Raw genomic sequence first — 13878 nt, 5'->3', positions numbered from 1 at the left:
ATTTCCCGAGGAGAGCGCCATGGCCAAGATCACCTACCAGCATCCCAACGGCACCGTCACCGCCGTCGACGTGCAGGCACCCAACACGGTCATGCGCGGCGCCAAGCTGAACAACATCGACGGCATCGAGGCGCAGTGCGGCGGTTCCGCGCAGTGCGGCACCTGCCACGTCTACGTCGACGAGGAGTCCACCGTGCCGCTGCCACCGATGGACGACGTGGAGGACGACGTGCTGTACGGGACGGCGTGCCCACGGCAGGACAACAGCCGCCTCAGCTGCCAACTGCCGGTCACGGACGCGCTCGACGGCCTCCTCGTGCATCTGCCCGAGGCGCAGAGCTGATGGCCGCCCGGGGGGTCGTCGTCATCGGCGCCGGACAGGGCGGCCTGGACACGGCGGCCGCGCTGCGCGCCAAGGGGTACGAGGGCCCGGTCACCCTCGTCGGCGAGGAACCGGTGCTGCCCTACCAGCGGCCACCGCTGTCCAAGGGCTATCTGACGGGCGCCGTCGGGCACCCCGAACTGACCCTGCGTCCGGAGTCGTTCTTCGGGGACCAGGACATCACCCTGGTCACCGGTGACCGGGCACTGCGCATCGAGCCGGACCGGGGGCGCGTGGTCCTGGCCTCGGGCGGGTTCCTCACGTACGACCGGCTCGTCCTCGCGACCGGCGCCCGCCCGCGCACGCTGCCGGTGCCCGGCGCCGACCTGTCCGGCGTGCTGACGCTGCGCACGCTCGCGGACGCCGACAAGCTGCGCGGCCTGATCGAGGGGCCGCCCCGCCAGGTCGCGGTGATCGGCGCGGGCTTCGTGGGCCTTGAATTCGCGGCCACCGCGCGGGGGTTGGGGCATGACGTGACGGTGATCGAGGCCCAGTCACGGGTCCTCTCCCGCGCTCTCACCCCGCAGATGTCGCGGTGGCTGGCCAGGCAGCACGAGGACCGGGGGGTACGGCTGCTGCTCAGCGGCGAGCTGGCGGCCCTGCGCGGTTCCGCCGGCCGGGTCGAGGTCGTGGAACTGCGCGACGGGACGCGACTGCCCGCCGACCTGGTGGTCATGGGCGTCGGCGTGCTGCCCCGTACCGAACTCGCGGCCGAGGCCGGGCTTCTCGTCGGCGACGGCGTGGTCGTCGACCGGCTGCTGCGCACGGACGACAGGTCGATCCACGCGATCGGTGACTGCGCCCGTTTCCCCAGTCCCCACGAGGGGCGTCACATCCGCCTGGAGTCGGTGCAGAACGCGTCGGACCAGGCCCGGTGCGTGGCCGCGGCCATCTGCGACGGCCCCGCACCGTACAGCGCGGTCCCCTGGTTCTGGTCGGAGCAGTACACGCTGCGCCTGCAGATGGCCGGACTGACCGCGGGCCATGACGAAACGGTCTCCGTCGGCGATCCCGACGGGGCCCGTTTCTCGGTCCTCGCCTTCCTCCGGGGCCGGCTGATCGGCGTCGAGTCGGTCGGCAGGCCCGCCGATCACGGCATCGCGCGGCGGCTGCTCGCCACGGGCGCGGGGCCGTCTCCCGACGAGGCGCGCAGTCCGGGATTCGACCTGAAGTCCTTGGCCGCGAGGGCGGCTTCATCCGGGCCGGGGCGCGCACGCGCCGCGGAACGCGAGAAGCTGCCGGCCCACACCTGACGATGGAGGGAACCACCCGCCCCCGCGGAAGTGTGGTCCACATGCTTGGCCGGATGGGGAGTTGAGCGCGGCACTGTTGCGCACGAGCAGCGGTTCCTCGCTCACTCCGCACGCAGAAGAAGCCTTCCGGACACAAGAAGTGCCTTCCAGCCGGGTCAACGAGTGGTCTGCCCATCTCGTCGGCCCGGCTGGAAGGCACTTCGCATTGCGGCACCACTGGTCGGGTCCCACCGCCAGGGGCCGCGGAGCTAGCTGCAGGGTGCCGGAGGTTTGGCACTCCCACGGGTGCCGGCGAGCTTGGAGACCACCGATCCCACGTTGTTGCCGTTCAGGTCGTAGATGTTCGAAACTCCGGAGCTGTTGAAGTGACTGCCGACCTGAGCGGCGTACTGGTTGATGTATACCCAGCCGGTCTGCGTGCCATCGGCATCGGCCAGGGCTTCCTTGATACGGAAGTTGAACGAATTCACTCCCGTCGGCGACCAGGTGCCCACGCTTTCCCCGCCCGAAGTGAGCAGGCATGCCTTTCCGGCGTGGGAGAAGAACAGCTGGACGTTTTCCGTGGCGCCCGGTCGTGTCACTGTGGCTTCCCAACTACCCACCGGAGTCGAGGCCTTGACGTTCGCGCCCTGGGCCGACGCGGGCAACACCATCAGTGAACCCAGGGCAGCCGCTGCAGCGGCTATCGGCAGTTTCTTCATAGGCGGAAGAATGACCGAAATACCTCTAGCCGGACTAGAGAATCAATGCACCCCGCCAGGGCCCATGCGGCTCGACCCCAGCTGTAGCCGGATTCCCTAGCCTCGAAGCCCTGCCATCACTCTGCATCCATCTGGAGGTTCCCGGATGACCACGGATGTCACACCATTCCGGATCGCGGTCCCGGACAGCGCATTGCGGGATCTGCGACGGCGCCTCGAAGCGACCCGCTGGCCGGATGCCGAAACGGTCGACGACTGGTCACAGGGCCCCACTCTCGCCTACATGCAGGAGCTGTGCACGTACTGGCAGCACCACTACGACTGGCGGGCGACCGAGGCCAGGCTCAATGCCCTCCCCCAGTACCGCACCACCATCGACGGCCTCGACGTGCACTTCCTGCAGGTGCGCTCGCCGCATCCGGACGCGATGCCGCTGCTGCTCACCCACGGGTGGCCCAGCAGTGTCGTCGAGTACCTCGACCTGATCGAGCTGCTCATCGATCCACCGGACCCGGCCGACGCCTTCCACGTGATCTGCCCGTCCCTGCCCGGCCACGGCTTCAGTGGCAAACCCGCGCACACCGGTTGGTCCGTGGGCCGGACAGCGTCGGCCTGGGCCACCTTGATGGCCAGGCTCGGATACACCCGCTACGGAACACACGGCGGGGACTGGGGCTCGTGGATCAGCGCGGCCCTGGGCAGTACCGACCCCGACCACCTCGCCGGAATTCATCTGACCATGCCCTTGGCCCAGGCACCGGAGAAGGAGGTCGAGCTGGATGCGCGCGACCGGGCGGCCATGGCGCGGATGACCAGCTTCGGCCAGAACCGCTCCGGATACGCGGCCATCCAGTCCACCCAGCCGCAAGCTCTCGGCTACGGTCTGAGTGACTCCCCCAGCGGCCAACTCGGCTGGATTCTCGACCGGTTCTGGAGCTGGGCCGACCACGACGGTGACCTCGAGAAGGCCGTGTCACGTGACCGTCTCCTCGACACCGTGATGGTGTACTGGCTGACCGGAACCGCCACGTCGTCCGCCCGACTGTTCTGGGAGAGCTTCGGCAAGGAACCAATGAACCCCACTTCGGTGCCGACCGGATGTTCCGTCTTCCCCAAGGACGCCTGGCTGCCCCGGGCTTGGGCGCGCGAGCGCTTCAGGGACCTGCGTCACTGGCGGGACCTCGACAGCGGCGGCCACTTCCCGGCCCTGGAGAAGCCGGCCGTTCTCGCAGACGAACTGCGCACGTTCTTCCGCCTCGTGCGCTGAGGAGCCACATGCCCACCCACACCACCGCCCACGACCGTGGCGCGCTCAGCCTCAAGGCCCTGAACCGGGCCTTTCTGGACCGCCAGATGCTGCTGCGGCGCCGAACGCTGCCCGCCCAGGACGCGATCGAGCATCTCGTGGGGCTGCAGGCCCAGGCCCCCACGCCGCCCTACTACGGCCTGTGGACCCGGCTGACGGACTTCCGGCAGGACGAACTGGCCGCTCTGCTCACGAGCCGGGAAGCGGTCCGCATTGCCATGATGCGCGGAACCGTCCATCTCGTCACCGCCCGCGACTGCCTGAGGATCCGGCCGTGGCTGCAGCCCTTCATGGAACGCTCCCTCGGCACCACCTTCGGCAAGGAGCTGAACGGCGTCGACCTCGCCGAACTCGCCGTCGCGAGCCGGGACCTCATCGAGGAGGAGCCCCGTACCACCGCGGATCTGGGCAAGCTCCTCCAGGAGAGATGGCCCGACCGCGCGCCGTCCACCCTGGTCAACGCGGTCCGTGCGCTGCTGCCGCTGGTCCAGGTCCCGCCCCGGGGAATCTGGGGTCTCGGCGGGCAGACCACCTACGCCACGGCCGAGAAGTGGCTCGGTGCGCCGCTGGAGCCCACAGCCACTCCCGAGCACCAGGTCCTGCGCTATCTCGCGGCCTTCGGCCCGGCGTCGGTCAAGGACGTCCAGGCGTGGTCGGGCCTGACCAGGCTGCGTGCGGTGATCGAGCGGCTCCGGCCCGATCTGGTCACCTTCCGGGACCCCTCCGGTGCGGAGCTGTTCGACCTGCCCGACGCCCCGCGCCCGGATCCGGACACGCCGGCTCCCGCGCGGTACCTGGCCCCGTACGACAACGCGATCCTGTCGCACGCCGACCGCACACGGATCATCAGCGACGAGGACCGCAAGGCGATCGCCACGAAGAACGCAGTCATCCCCGGCACGATTCTGCTGGACGGTTTCGTCCACGGCGTCTGGCGGGTCGAACAGGAGGGCTCGACCGCCACGTTGCACGTGCGGCCCTTCAGGCCGGTCTCGGCGGCGCAGCGTGCGGAGCTCGAGGAGGAGGGCGAGCGGCTCCTCGCCTTCGCCGCGGACAGCGCCGGCACCCGGAACGTGCGGCTGGGGTCCGTCAGGCCGATCGCGCGGTAGGCCGCGGGGTTGTCGTGCGCACGTCTCCGGCGTCTTGTCGTCGGCCGCCACGACTCCCTCCTCCGCCTTGCAGCCGTACGCACCCAGCACAAAGGGGCCGCGGGGACTCCTTCCCCCGCAGCCGTACGCACCCAGCACGAAGGGGCCGCGGGGACTTCTGTCCCCGCGGCCCTTACCGGCTGGGCTCCGTCACCGGCTGGGCTCCGTCACCGGCGGGCCTTCGGAGCCGCGAGCGCGATGAGCACGGTCGCGGCCAGGACCCCGGCGGTGACGAGGAAGGCCCGCTCGTAGCCGCTGGAGAGCGCATGGGCGCGCGCCACGGCGTCCGCCGGATCCACGCTCTTCATCGCCTCCTTGGTCCGGGAGTTGGCGACGGCCACGAGAATCGCGAGGCCGACGGCGCTGCCCAGCGTCTGGTTGGTGTTGAGCAGGCCCGAGGCAAGCCCTTGCTGACTCTCCGGCACATCCGCGGTCGCCGCGTTGGCCGTGCCGGTGATGAGCAGGCCGAGGCCGATGCCGAAGATGACGGTGGGGCCCAGCAGATCGGCGGCGAACGCAGCCGTCTCGTCCGCCCGACTCAGCCACAGCAGTCCCACCGCCGCCAGCACCAGACCCACGAGGAGTACCGGGCGGGACCCGGTCCTGGCCACCACGACAGAGCATCCGCCGGCCCCTACGAAGGTCGCCAGGGAAAGCGGCAGATACGCGAGACCGGTGTGCAGGGCGCTGTATCCGAGGACGAGCTGGAGCTGCATCGTGATGAAGTAGAACGTACTGAGCATCGCCGCGCCGCCGAAGAACGTCACCGCGTTGGCCACACTGACCGAGCGGCTGCGGAAGATGCTCAGCGGCATGATCGGCTGCTCGGCCAGCTTCGCCTGGTCCACCAGGAAGAAGACGAGGAGCAGCACACCGGCGCCCAGGGCCGTCAAGATCCGGGTCGACCCCCAGCCGTACCGCTCTCCCTCGGCGATGCCGTAGACGATGAGCGCGAGGCCCAGAGTGACGGACAGCGCGCCCATGACGTCCAGCCGGCGCCGGGCCTGCGGGTCACGGGACTCGGCGACCGCCGAGGCCACCATGAACATCAGGACCGCCCCCAGCGGGATGTTGACCAGGAGTACCCAGCGCCACGACAGCCATTCGACGATGACACCGCCCGCGAGAACACCGATCGCGCCGCCGCTGCCCGCCGCGGCTCCCCACAGGCCGAACGCCTTGGCGCGCTCCTTGGGTTCCACGAACGTGGTGCTCAGCACGGACAGAGTGGCGGGAGCGATGATCGCGGCACCGACGCCCTGTCCGGCCCGGGCCAGGATCAGCCACAACGAGCTGACCGCGAGCCCGCCGAGGAGACTGGAGACCGTGAACACCGCGATCCCGGTCAGGAACAGCCGCCGGCGGCCGAACAGGTCGGCCATGCGTCCGGCGAGGAGGAGCAGCCCGGCGAACGGGATCATGAACGCGTTGAGCACCCACTGCAGACTGTTCTGGTCGAACGACAGGTCGCTCTGGACCGCCGGCAGGGCGACGTTCATGATCGAGCCGTCGAGCACGACGACCAGCTGGCTCAGGCAGCAGGCGGCCAGAACCAGACCTGGCCTCGCCGGACGGGCCTGGCCCGCGTCTTTGGGCTCCGCGGGCCGCATCGCTTCAGTGTCCATCGGGGGCCTTCCTCGTTCGGTGGGGGGTGATGTCCGGGCGGGGATCCCCGGGGCAGGTGACACGCTCGGGAGGCAGCGTCCCGTTCATGAGGTAGTCGTTGACCAGTCGGTCCACGTGCTCGTTGCCGGAGAGGCCGTAGATTTCGTGACCGCCGGAGTCGACCACCGTGATCAGGTGGTGCCCCAGGCGTTCCGCCATGGCCAGCGCGCCGGGGTGGTAGTCCCACGGGTCACCGTCCGCCTGGACGACGATGCCGGTCGGGTAACCGGTGCGCCGGAGGCGGGTCGCGGGCTCCGTCGGAAGGGCGGTCCGGAAGGTGCCCACCCACGGCTGGGCGCGCATCACGCCGAATCCGTACGGGCAGTGTTCCCGGTAGTGCCGCATGTCCCGGTAGTAGATCTCCAGATCCGTCGGCCACTCCGTCTCGCAGGTCACCGCCTCCAGGACGGCTTCACGGAGTTGCCCCGCCGCGTATCCGGGGCGCCATTTGACCTGGCCGGCGAGGAGGCTCAGGGCGCGGTCCACGTCTCCGGCGTCGGCGGCGGCACCCAACTCGCGGACCAGATCGGCCAGTTCGGCCCACTTCGGGCGGACGGGGCTGAGATTGCCGACGGCTCCGTCGAAGGAGGTGCGGGCCGCGGCGTTGTCCGACATCGCGACGAGTGCGGCGGCCGTCTTCTCGACGCTTTCCAGCACGCGAGCAGGTGTGGCACCCAGCTCGAAGCGTTCGTGATGCTCGGCGGCCCACTCCGCCCACTTGTCGACGTTCTCGCGCACCGCATCGGCCTGCGACATGAACTGCCGGCGCCAGTCCCAGTCCGGGTGTACGGAGGAGTCCAGGACGTTGCGGTCCAGGTGATCGCCGAACATCGTGCCGTAGACAGCGCCGAGCAGCGTGCCGTAGGCCCAGCCGACGTAGCTGATCTTCTCCTCACCCAGCACCCTGCGGATCAGGTCCATGTCACGGGCGTTGTTGCGCGTGGTGATGTGACGGCGCAGTTCGCCTCCGGCCCGCACACAGCCTTGATCGCGCTCCTGCATATCGGCGGTGATCGCCTCGAACGCGGAGTCCGGCGGCCGGGAGTCGAAGGCGGTGGTCGTCGGGCTGTTCTCCCCCTCGATACGGGTGGAGGCGCCGGTACCGCGCGGGTCGAAGCCGACGAGGTCGTAGATCTCGTTCAGGGGGGTCCGGCCGCCGAGGCGGGCCGGAAGGAGCCGCCCGAGGCCGCCGTCACCGCCGGGGCCGCCGTTGAGGGACAGAAGCGTCCCCCGCCGCCGGCCGGGGTCGGTCGCCCGGAGCCTGCTGATCGCAAGGGAGATACGCGGGCCGGCTGGATCGTTGTAATCGAGAGGGGCCTCGATGAAAGCGAATTCAAGGCCGTCGTCTGAGGTACTCGGAGACCAATGGGGCTGCTGCTCAAAGAAGCTGTGCGGCCCTCGCGATTCCAGTGTCATGTACGACATCCTCGGCCGACTTCCTTGAGGGGAACTGGAACCTGCCCGGAGGCCGCCGAAGCCCCCGGGCAGGCCGCCCGGCATCAGCTCTCGGAAAGCTTCACCACGACATTCCCCTGGTACTTTCCGGTCAGCAGGTTGAGAAGACCGGTGGGGGCCTGGGAAAGGCCGCCCTCGATGATCGTCCCCGGCAGAACGAATTTCCCTTCCTTGAGCCACTGGCTGAAGTGCTGGTGCCAGGCCCAGATCTGCTCGGGCGTGTGGAACGTGGCGAAGGGCCGCAGAACGATCTGCCGGACGATCGCGGTCATGATGTCCAGGCGCGGGAACGCGCCTTCGCTGTTGCCGACCTGGCCGGACAGCGCTCCGCACAGGGCGAAGCGGGCATCCTGCGCCGCGACCTGGACGGCGGCTTCGAACTGCTCCCCGCCGACCGTGTCGAAGAAGACGTTGATGCCGTCGGGAGCCAGCTCCCGCAGGCGGTCCACGACCGGGCCGTCGTGGTAGTCGAAGGCCGCGTCGTAGCCGAGCTCGTTCACCAGGTACTCGACCTTGGCCTTGCTCCCGGCGCTGCCGATCACACGCTTCGCGCCACGGCACTTGGCGATCTGACCGGCCAGCGAACCGACGCCGCCGGCCGCACCGGACACGAACACCACGTCGCCCTCGCCGACCTCGGCGACGTCCGCGATGCCGTGGTAGGCGGTCGGCCCCTGGGTCAGGTAGTACTCCGGCGAGGGGTAGAGAGTGGGGTCCGACTTGTAGTACTGGCCGGCGGGCCCGACGGAGTACTCCGCCCAGCCGTCCATGTTCTGCACGAGGTCACCGACCGCGAGGTCCGGGCTGTTCGAGTGCACCACGGTGCCGACGCCGCCGCCCCAGAGGCGCTTGCCCACCTCGTAAGGGGGCATCGGAAGATCAGGAGCAGGGGTCATCAGGTCCTGCATGACCGCGGTCAGCTGCATGAAGTCGTTGCGGACAACGACCTCCCCGTCTCCGGGCTCGGCGAGTTCCGCCTGCACCACATCGAAGTGGTCCAGGGTGATTGGCCCCTCCAAGTGCCTGGCGAGGCGAACTTCAAGGGACTTCGCAGGAATCTTCGGGCTGGGCATACCGATCTCCTTCTCCAGTGTCGGAATTGAGCATCCCACTTTGCACTCGAGTCCCGCTCGAGGAGCCGGGACGGTCACTGCTCAATCTGTACTGGAGTTCGAGTTCATAACTGTTGTCCGCGCACTTCCGGACCGGAAGAAATGGCTGAGAGAATGCCTTTACGACGTGCGGATTGCGTGCTCCGGCCCGACAACCGCGCGTCGGTGTCTCCGCCGTCGGAGGGATCGGGAAACCGACGTGCGGAGATCACCGCGTCACTTGTGCAACGACCATGTGATCCGCCCGGCTTGCCCCTCAGCTGTTGTCGGGACCGAGCAGCACCGCACCGTAGTTCTTGCGTGCCGAGGTGTCGTACTGCAGAGCCACATGGCTGGTCGCCGAGGTGATGTCACGCCATATCCGCTGCAGGGCGTGGGTCTCGCCGAGCCCCACCGTGCCCGCGGTGCGGATCAGCAACTCCGCGGCTTCCTGCAGGAGTTCGGCGGAGAAGGTGGCGTTGCGTTCATTGCGCGCCATCAGCTCCGGAGTGAAGTCGCGGCGGTCGAGAACCGCGGCGTTCTGCTCGACCAGCTGCCTGGCCGCGTCGATCCGGCCCGAGGCGCGCACCAGCCTGGTCTCGGTGGTCGGGGTGCGCCGCTTCGGAGTCACTCCGGCTGCCGCGGCGTGCAGCGCGCCGGTACCGGCGCCCGCCACCGGCGCGATGAAGGTGAGTCCGGCCACGGCCTGGAACGGCACATGGTGGCTCGGGACTTCGGACCAGGAACTGCGCCCCGTCAGCATGTCCGCCCGGGCGAAGGAGAGATGGCGGGGCACCACGACATCGCTGATCGTGACGGTATGGCTGCCGGTTGCCCGCATGCCCACGCTGTCCCAGGTCTCGTCGACGCGGTACGCCCCCCTCGGCAGCGCGAAGAAGCGCAGCTCGGGCGGGCCGTCCTGGCCGGCCGCCTGGGCACAGACCAGCACCCAGTCCGCGAAGTCGACGCCGCTGACGTAACCCCAGCGTCCGCTGAGCAGCCAGTCGTCGCCTTCCTTCGTGGCCTTGCCGCCGGGCACCAGAGCCGTGGCGATGAACACGTCGGGGCTGCTGCCCCAGATCGCGCGGTGGCCTTCCTCGGGCAGGTGGGCGGCGCACCGTGCCGAGTACGCGGACAGGGAGGCACACCACGCGGTGGCCGCGCAGCCCTCACCCACCGTCATGACCGCCTGTGTCAGCTCGGTGAACGAGCCCTCGGTACCGCCCCAGGGGCGGGCGACGAAGTGCCGGGCGAATCCCGCCGCGCCCATGGCGTCGACGACATCGCGGCCGAGGCGCCGGTTCCGGTCCGCCCCTGAGGCGCTCTCGGCCGCGAGATCACGCAGTTTCTCCGCTGCCGGCAGCAGCCCCGTGCCAGTGTCGGTCCGCATCCTCGTGACTCCTTGATGGCTCGTTCCTGGTGTTGTCGCTCCGCAACGTCGCACCGAGCGCTCGAAAGGAGCTGCACTTCGGCTGGAACGGGTACGGGCGGATGCCGGGCGGGCACCGTGCCCAGAGATCCCCCGGGACCGGCCTTCGGAGGCCGGAACCCGGCTCAGGACATCCGCACCGTGAGGGCTCAGACCCCCCGCGCGACCGCCTTGGCGAAGAGATCCAGCGTCTCCCCCGGGCTCGCCCCGTCCAGGGCACGGAAGATCCGCTCGGCGCCCTCTCCGTGCTTGTGGAGCTTGACGTGCGCGAGGGACACCGTGGTGTGCGCCGCGTCGACGGGTACGAAGTCCACCTCGATCTCACTGGCCCGCTCGTCATCGGGGACGGACTGCCAGTTGCCGTCGATCCGCCAGGTCATGACGAGCCGGCGGCCCGGCTCCCATTCGAGGACCCGGCCCCAGTCGATCTCGGTGCCGTCCACGTCCCATTCGTAGTAGCGGCCGCCGGCCCCCGGCTCGAAGGCGAGGCCCGCCCGCTCCTTCTTCACCAGGACGTGGGAGTCCGGCCACCACTCACCCGGGTGCTCGGTGAACACGCGGAAGCAGTCGGCGGGCGTGGCCGCCACCGTCACCGACTTCCGTACGTCGTGGATGGTCTGCGTCTGCTCGGGCACGGCGGCCCTCCTCGCCAGTCGTCTGCACAGGACGCCTCACGCTGACCCGTCCGGCTCGACCGGGGGTCGAGCCCGGCTCGGAGGGGCCGGACCGCTGCCGCTCCGGCGGGAGGCGAGTGACGCGCTAGGCGACGCGGTCACGGTCGAGCCCATTCCAGACACCCTCGACCGAACGGAGAGCACGATGACAGACGCGGGACGACGGGTCGCCTTCGTCACCGGCGCGACCAGCGGGATCGGCCTCGCCGTGACCGAACTGCTCGCCCGCCAAGGTGTGGCGGTGTTCGGCGTGGCACGCGGCGAGGAGAGCGTACGCACGGTGGTGAAGCAGCTGCGCGAGGAGGGCCTGGAGGTCTCCGGCACGGTCTGCGACGTGACGTCGGGCGAGCAGATCAAGGCCGCGGTCCAGGCGGCGGTGGCCGCGTACGGGCGGATCGACATCCTGGTCAACAACGCGGGCCGGGGCGGTGGCGGCGTCACCGCCGAGCTCGAGGACTCCCTGTGGCTCGACGTGATCGACACCAACCTCAACGGCACGTTCCGGGTGACCCGCGAGGTCCTGAGCACCGGCCTGATGCGGGACGGCGACTGGGGGCGCATCATCAACATCGCGTCCACCGGCGGCAAGCAGGGGGTGGAGCTCGCCGCCCCGTACTCGGCGTCCAAGCACGGCGTCATCGGCTTCACCAAGGCCGTGGGCAAGGAGCTGGCCCCGACGGGCATCACGGTGAACGCGGTGTGCCCCGGCTATGTCGAGACGCCGATGGCCCAGCGCGTACGACAGGGCTACGCCAACCACTACGGCGTCAGCGAGCAGGACATCCAGGTGAAGTTCAACGCCAAGATCCCGCTGGGGCGTTACTCGACCCCGGAGGAGGTGGCGGGCCTGGTCGGCTATCTGGCCTCGGACACCGCGGCCTCCATCACCGCGCAGGCGCTCAACGTCTGCGGCGGCCTGGGCAACTACTGACACCCGTCGATTCCGCCCTGATTCCGCTACGTACGAGAGACGGAGCACCACGATGACCGACACGGGTGGCGCGCTGCTCGCCGAACCCACTCCCGACCTCGCGGCCTACCGTGCCGCGATGGGCCGTTTCCCCACCGGGGTCACCCTGCTCACCCAGGGCAGCGGCGACGACACGGTCGTGACGACCGTGAACAGTCTGACCTCGGTGTCCCTGAACCCCACGCTGCTCCTCGTCTCGGTCAGAACCGATGCCCGGATACTGCCGCGCGTGCGGCGCGGCGGCGGGTTCGCCGTGAACGTGCTCAGCGAGGCGCAGCGGCCGCTCGCCGAGGAGTTCTGCCGCCACGAGCGTCCCGAGGGGCAAGCCGCGATGCTGCGGACCGGTGCGGTCGAGGGCGACCTCGGCCACGCGGTGATTCCCTCGGCCGAGGCGTCCTTCGAGTGCGAACTGTACGACGAGCACGAGGCGGGCGACCACGTCCTGCTCATCGGCCGCGTCATCGCCCTGCACGACTGTGCGGGCGCCCCCGACCCACTCCTCTTCCACCGCGGCGGATACGCCCGAATCGGCCCGGCGCAGCCGGAGTCGGCCAGCCAGGGCAGGGCCGCATGAGCGCCCCGGTCCTGACCCCGCCCTCGCTGGAGCCGCTGGCGGACGACGTGTACGCGTACGTGCAGCCGGGTGGCGGGTGGTGCGTGAACAACGCGGGCCTCGTCGTGGGCGCCGAGCGCGTGGTCCTCGTCGACACGGCCGCCACGGAGAGCCGCGCCCGGCGGCTGCGCGCGGCGGTCGAGGACGTCGCGCCCGGCGGCGTCGACTTCGTGGTCAACACGCACTTCCACGGTGACCACACCTTCGGCAACGGGCAGTTCACGCCGCGCGCGGTGGTCGTCGCGCACGAGCAGACCCGCGCGGACAGCGCCGAATCAGGCCTGCACCTAAGGCAGTTGTGGCCTCAGGTCGCCTGGGGCGAGACGCCCCTGACCCTGCCGTCGCTCACCTTCCGCGACGGGCTCACCCTGCACACGGGTGGTCCCCGCGTCGAGCTGATCCAGGTCGGCCCCGCGCACACCGAGACCGACGTGGTGGCCTGGGTCCCGGACCGCTCGGTGCTGTTCGCCGGCGACGTCGTGTGGTCGGGCGTCACCCCGTACATCCTGATGGGCTCGGTGACCGGTTCACTGCGCGCCCTGGAGCGGCTGCGCGCGCTGGAGCCGCGCACGGTGGTGCCGGGTCACGGCCCCGTCGGCGGGCCGGAGCTGCTCGACTTCACGGAGGCGTATCTGCGTCTGCTGCAGCGGCTGACCGTCGAGGGACTGAAAGACGACCTCACCCCGCTGGAGGCGGCACGGCGTGCCGACCTGGGGGAGTTCGCGGCCCTGGTCGACGCCGAGCGCCTGGTCGGGAATCTGCACCGGGCCTACGCCGAGCAGCAGGGCCTGGCGCCGGGTGCACGCCTCGACGTGTTGACGTCCTTCAAGGAGATGGTCGCGTTCAACGGAGGACCGCCTGCTTGTCACGCATGACCCACGAGGAATGAGGAGAGGCCCATGACGACGATGGAGCTGGAACGGCTGCTGCCGACGGGAGACCGGCCCCCCGTCGCGGAACCGCGGCCCCACGCTCAACCAGCGTCCGTGGAGGCGGACTTCCCCCACCTGCCGTCCCCTCTGCACGGCCCCCCGCCACTGCTGCTGGCCGGGGACGTGGACGACGACGGAAGTGAACCGCACATCTGCCGGGGCATCGACTGACGGGTGCCGGCTCGTCTCGAGCGCGCGGAAGGGGCCCTGAATCACTCAGGGCCCCTTCCGCGCGCACGAGACGCTCGCCCATGGGCGA

At 69.9% G+C, this 13878-nt stretch carries 14 protein-coding genes; 8 read left to right on the top strand and 6 right to left on the bottom strand.

Annotated elements, in window-relative coordinates; all coding sequences use genetic code 11:
• The first annotated feature begins 19 nt into the window (after positions 1 to 19).
• Positions 20 to 343 carry a 2Fe-2S iron-sulfur cluster-binding protein gene (locus ACFVYF_RS26610; RefSeq protein ID WP_389459299.1) on the top strand — a complete coding sequence of 108 codons (324 nt, stop codon included), beginning with the start codon at positions 20 to 22 and terminating at the stop codon, positions 341 to 343.
• On the top strand, positions 343 to 1635 hold the full coding sequence (locus tag ACFVYF_RS26605) for an NAD(P)/FAD-dependent oxidoreductase (protein WP_389459298.1): 1293 nt from the start codon (positions 343 to 345) through the stop codon (positions 1633 to 1635). Before ACFVYF_RS26610 ends, ACFVYF_RS26605 begins: the two co-directional genes overlap by 1 nt.
• Positions 1636 to 1883: 248 nt before the next feature.
• On the opposite strand, the gene ACFVYF_RS26600 is transcribed toward ACFVYF_RS26605, so the two are convergent.
• On the bottom strand, positions 1884 to 2336 hold the full coding sequence (locus ACFVYF_RS26600; protein WP_389459296.1) for a hypothetical protein: 453 nt from the start codon (positions 2334 to 2336) through the stop codon (positions 1884 to 1886).
• 145 nt (positions 2337 to 2481) lie between these two features.
• Between ACFVYF_RS26600 and ACFVYF_RS26595 the strand changes: the two genes are divergently transcribed.
• A complete protein-coding gene (locus ACFVYF_RS26595) occupies positions 2482 to 3603 on the top strand; it encodes an epoxide hydrolase family protein (RefSeq protein ID WP_389459294.1) in 1122 nt (373 codons plus the stop codon).
• An 8-nt stretch (positions 3604 to 3611) separates the two neighbouring features.
• Positions 3612 to 4751 carry a winged helix DNA-binding domain-containing protein gene (locus ACFVYF_RS26590; protein WP_389459293.1) on the top strand — a complete coding sequence of 380 codons (1140 nt, stop codon included), beginning with the start codon at positions 3612 to 3614 and terminating at the stop codon, positions 4749 to 4751.
• A gap of 206 nt (positions 4752 to 4957) precedes the next feature.
• Here the strand turns inward: ACFVYF_RS26590 and ACFVYF_RS26585 are convergent, their stop codons facing one another.
• From ACFVYF_RS26585 to ACFVYF_RS26565, 5 genes are all read right to left on the bottom strand, one after another.
• A complete protein-coding gene (locus ACFVYF_RS26585; protein WP_389459291.1) occupies positions 4958 to 6415 on the bottom strand; it encodes an MFS transporter in 1458 nt (485 codons plus the stop codon).
• Complete coding sequence (locus ACFVYF_RS26580; RefSeq protein ID WP_389459289.1) at positions 6405 to 7871, bottom strand: alpha/beta fold hydrolase; 1467 nt, start codon at positions 7869 to 7871, stop codon at positions 6405 to 6407. The genes ACFVYF_RS26585 and ACFVYF_RS26580 overlap by 11 nt, the downstream gene beginning before the upstream one ends.
• Before the next feature lie 83 nt (positions 7872 to 7954).
• Complete coding sequence (locus tag ACFVYF_RS26575) at positions 7955 to 8983, bottom strand: zinc-binding dehydrogenase (RefSeq protein ID WP_389459287.1); 1029 nt, start codon at positions 8981 to 8983, stop codon at positions 7955 to 7957.
• A gap of 295 nt (positions 8984 to 9278) precedes the next feature.
• Positions 9279 to 10391, bottom strand: coding sequence for an acyl-CoA dehydrogenase family protein (locus tag ACFVYF_RS26570; RefSeq protein WP_389459285.1), 1113 nt, complete (start codon positions 10389 to 10391; stop codon positions 9279 to 9281).
• 188 nt (positions 10392 to 10579) lie between these two features.
• The gene (locus tag ACFVYF_RS26565; RefSeq protein ID WP_389459283.1) at positions 10580 to 11065 is read right to left on the bottom strand and encodes an SRPBCC family protein; all 486 of its coding nucleotides are present in this window, start codon (positions 11063 to 11065) and stop codon (positions 10580 to 10582) included.
• Between the two features lie 184 nt (positions 11066 to 11249).
• Between ACFVYF_RS26565 and ACFVYF_RS26560 the strand changes: the two genes are divergently transcribed.
• Genes ACFVYF_RS26560 through ACFVYF_RS26545 form a run of 4 tightly spaced genes read left to right on the top strand, consistent with a single transcriptional unit; the run spans position 11250 to position 13790 of the window.
• A complete protein-coding gene (locus ACFVYF_RS26560) occupies positions 11250 to 12035 on the top strand; it encodes an SDR family NAD(P)-dependent oxidoreductase (RefSeq protein ID WP_389459282.1) in 786 nt (261 codons plus the stop codon).
• A gap of 52 nt (positions 12036 to 12087) precedes the next feature.
• Positions 12088 to 12648 carry a flavin reductase family protein gene (locus ACFVYF_RS26555; protein ID WP_389459280.1) on the top strand — a complete coding sequence of 187 codons (561 nt, stop codon included), beginning with the start codon at positions 12088 to 12090 and terminating at the stop codon, positions 12646 to 12648.
• A complete protein-coding gene (locus ACFVYF_RS26550) occupies positions 12645 to 13562 on the top strand; it encodes an MBL fold metallo-hydrolase (protein ID WP_389459278.1) in 918 nt (305 codons plus the stop codon). Before ACFVYF_RS26555 ends, ACFVYF_RS26550 begins: the two co-directional genes overlap by 4 nt.
• 24 nt (positions 13563 to 13586) lie before the next feature.
• Complete coding sequence (locus tag ACFVYF_RS26545; RefSeq protein WP_389459277.1) at positions 13587 to 13790, top strand: hypothetical protein; 204 nt, start codon at positions 13587 to 13589, stop codon at positions 13788 to 13790.
• The last annotated feature ends 88 nt before the right edge of the window (positions 13791 to 13878 follow it).

It is taken from the genome of Streptomyces sp. NPDC058274, from assembly GCF_042881375.1.
In the GTDB taxonomy this organism is placed as follows: Bacteria; Actinomycetota; Actinomycetes; order Streptomycetales; family Streptomycetaceae; genus Streptomyces.
Note: the sequence above shows the minus strand (reverse complement) of the source record. Positions and strands in the feature narration are given on the sequence as shown.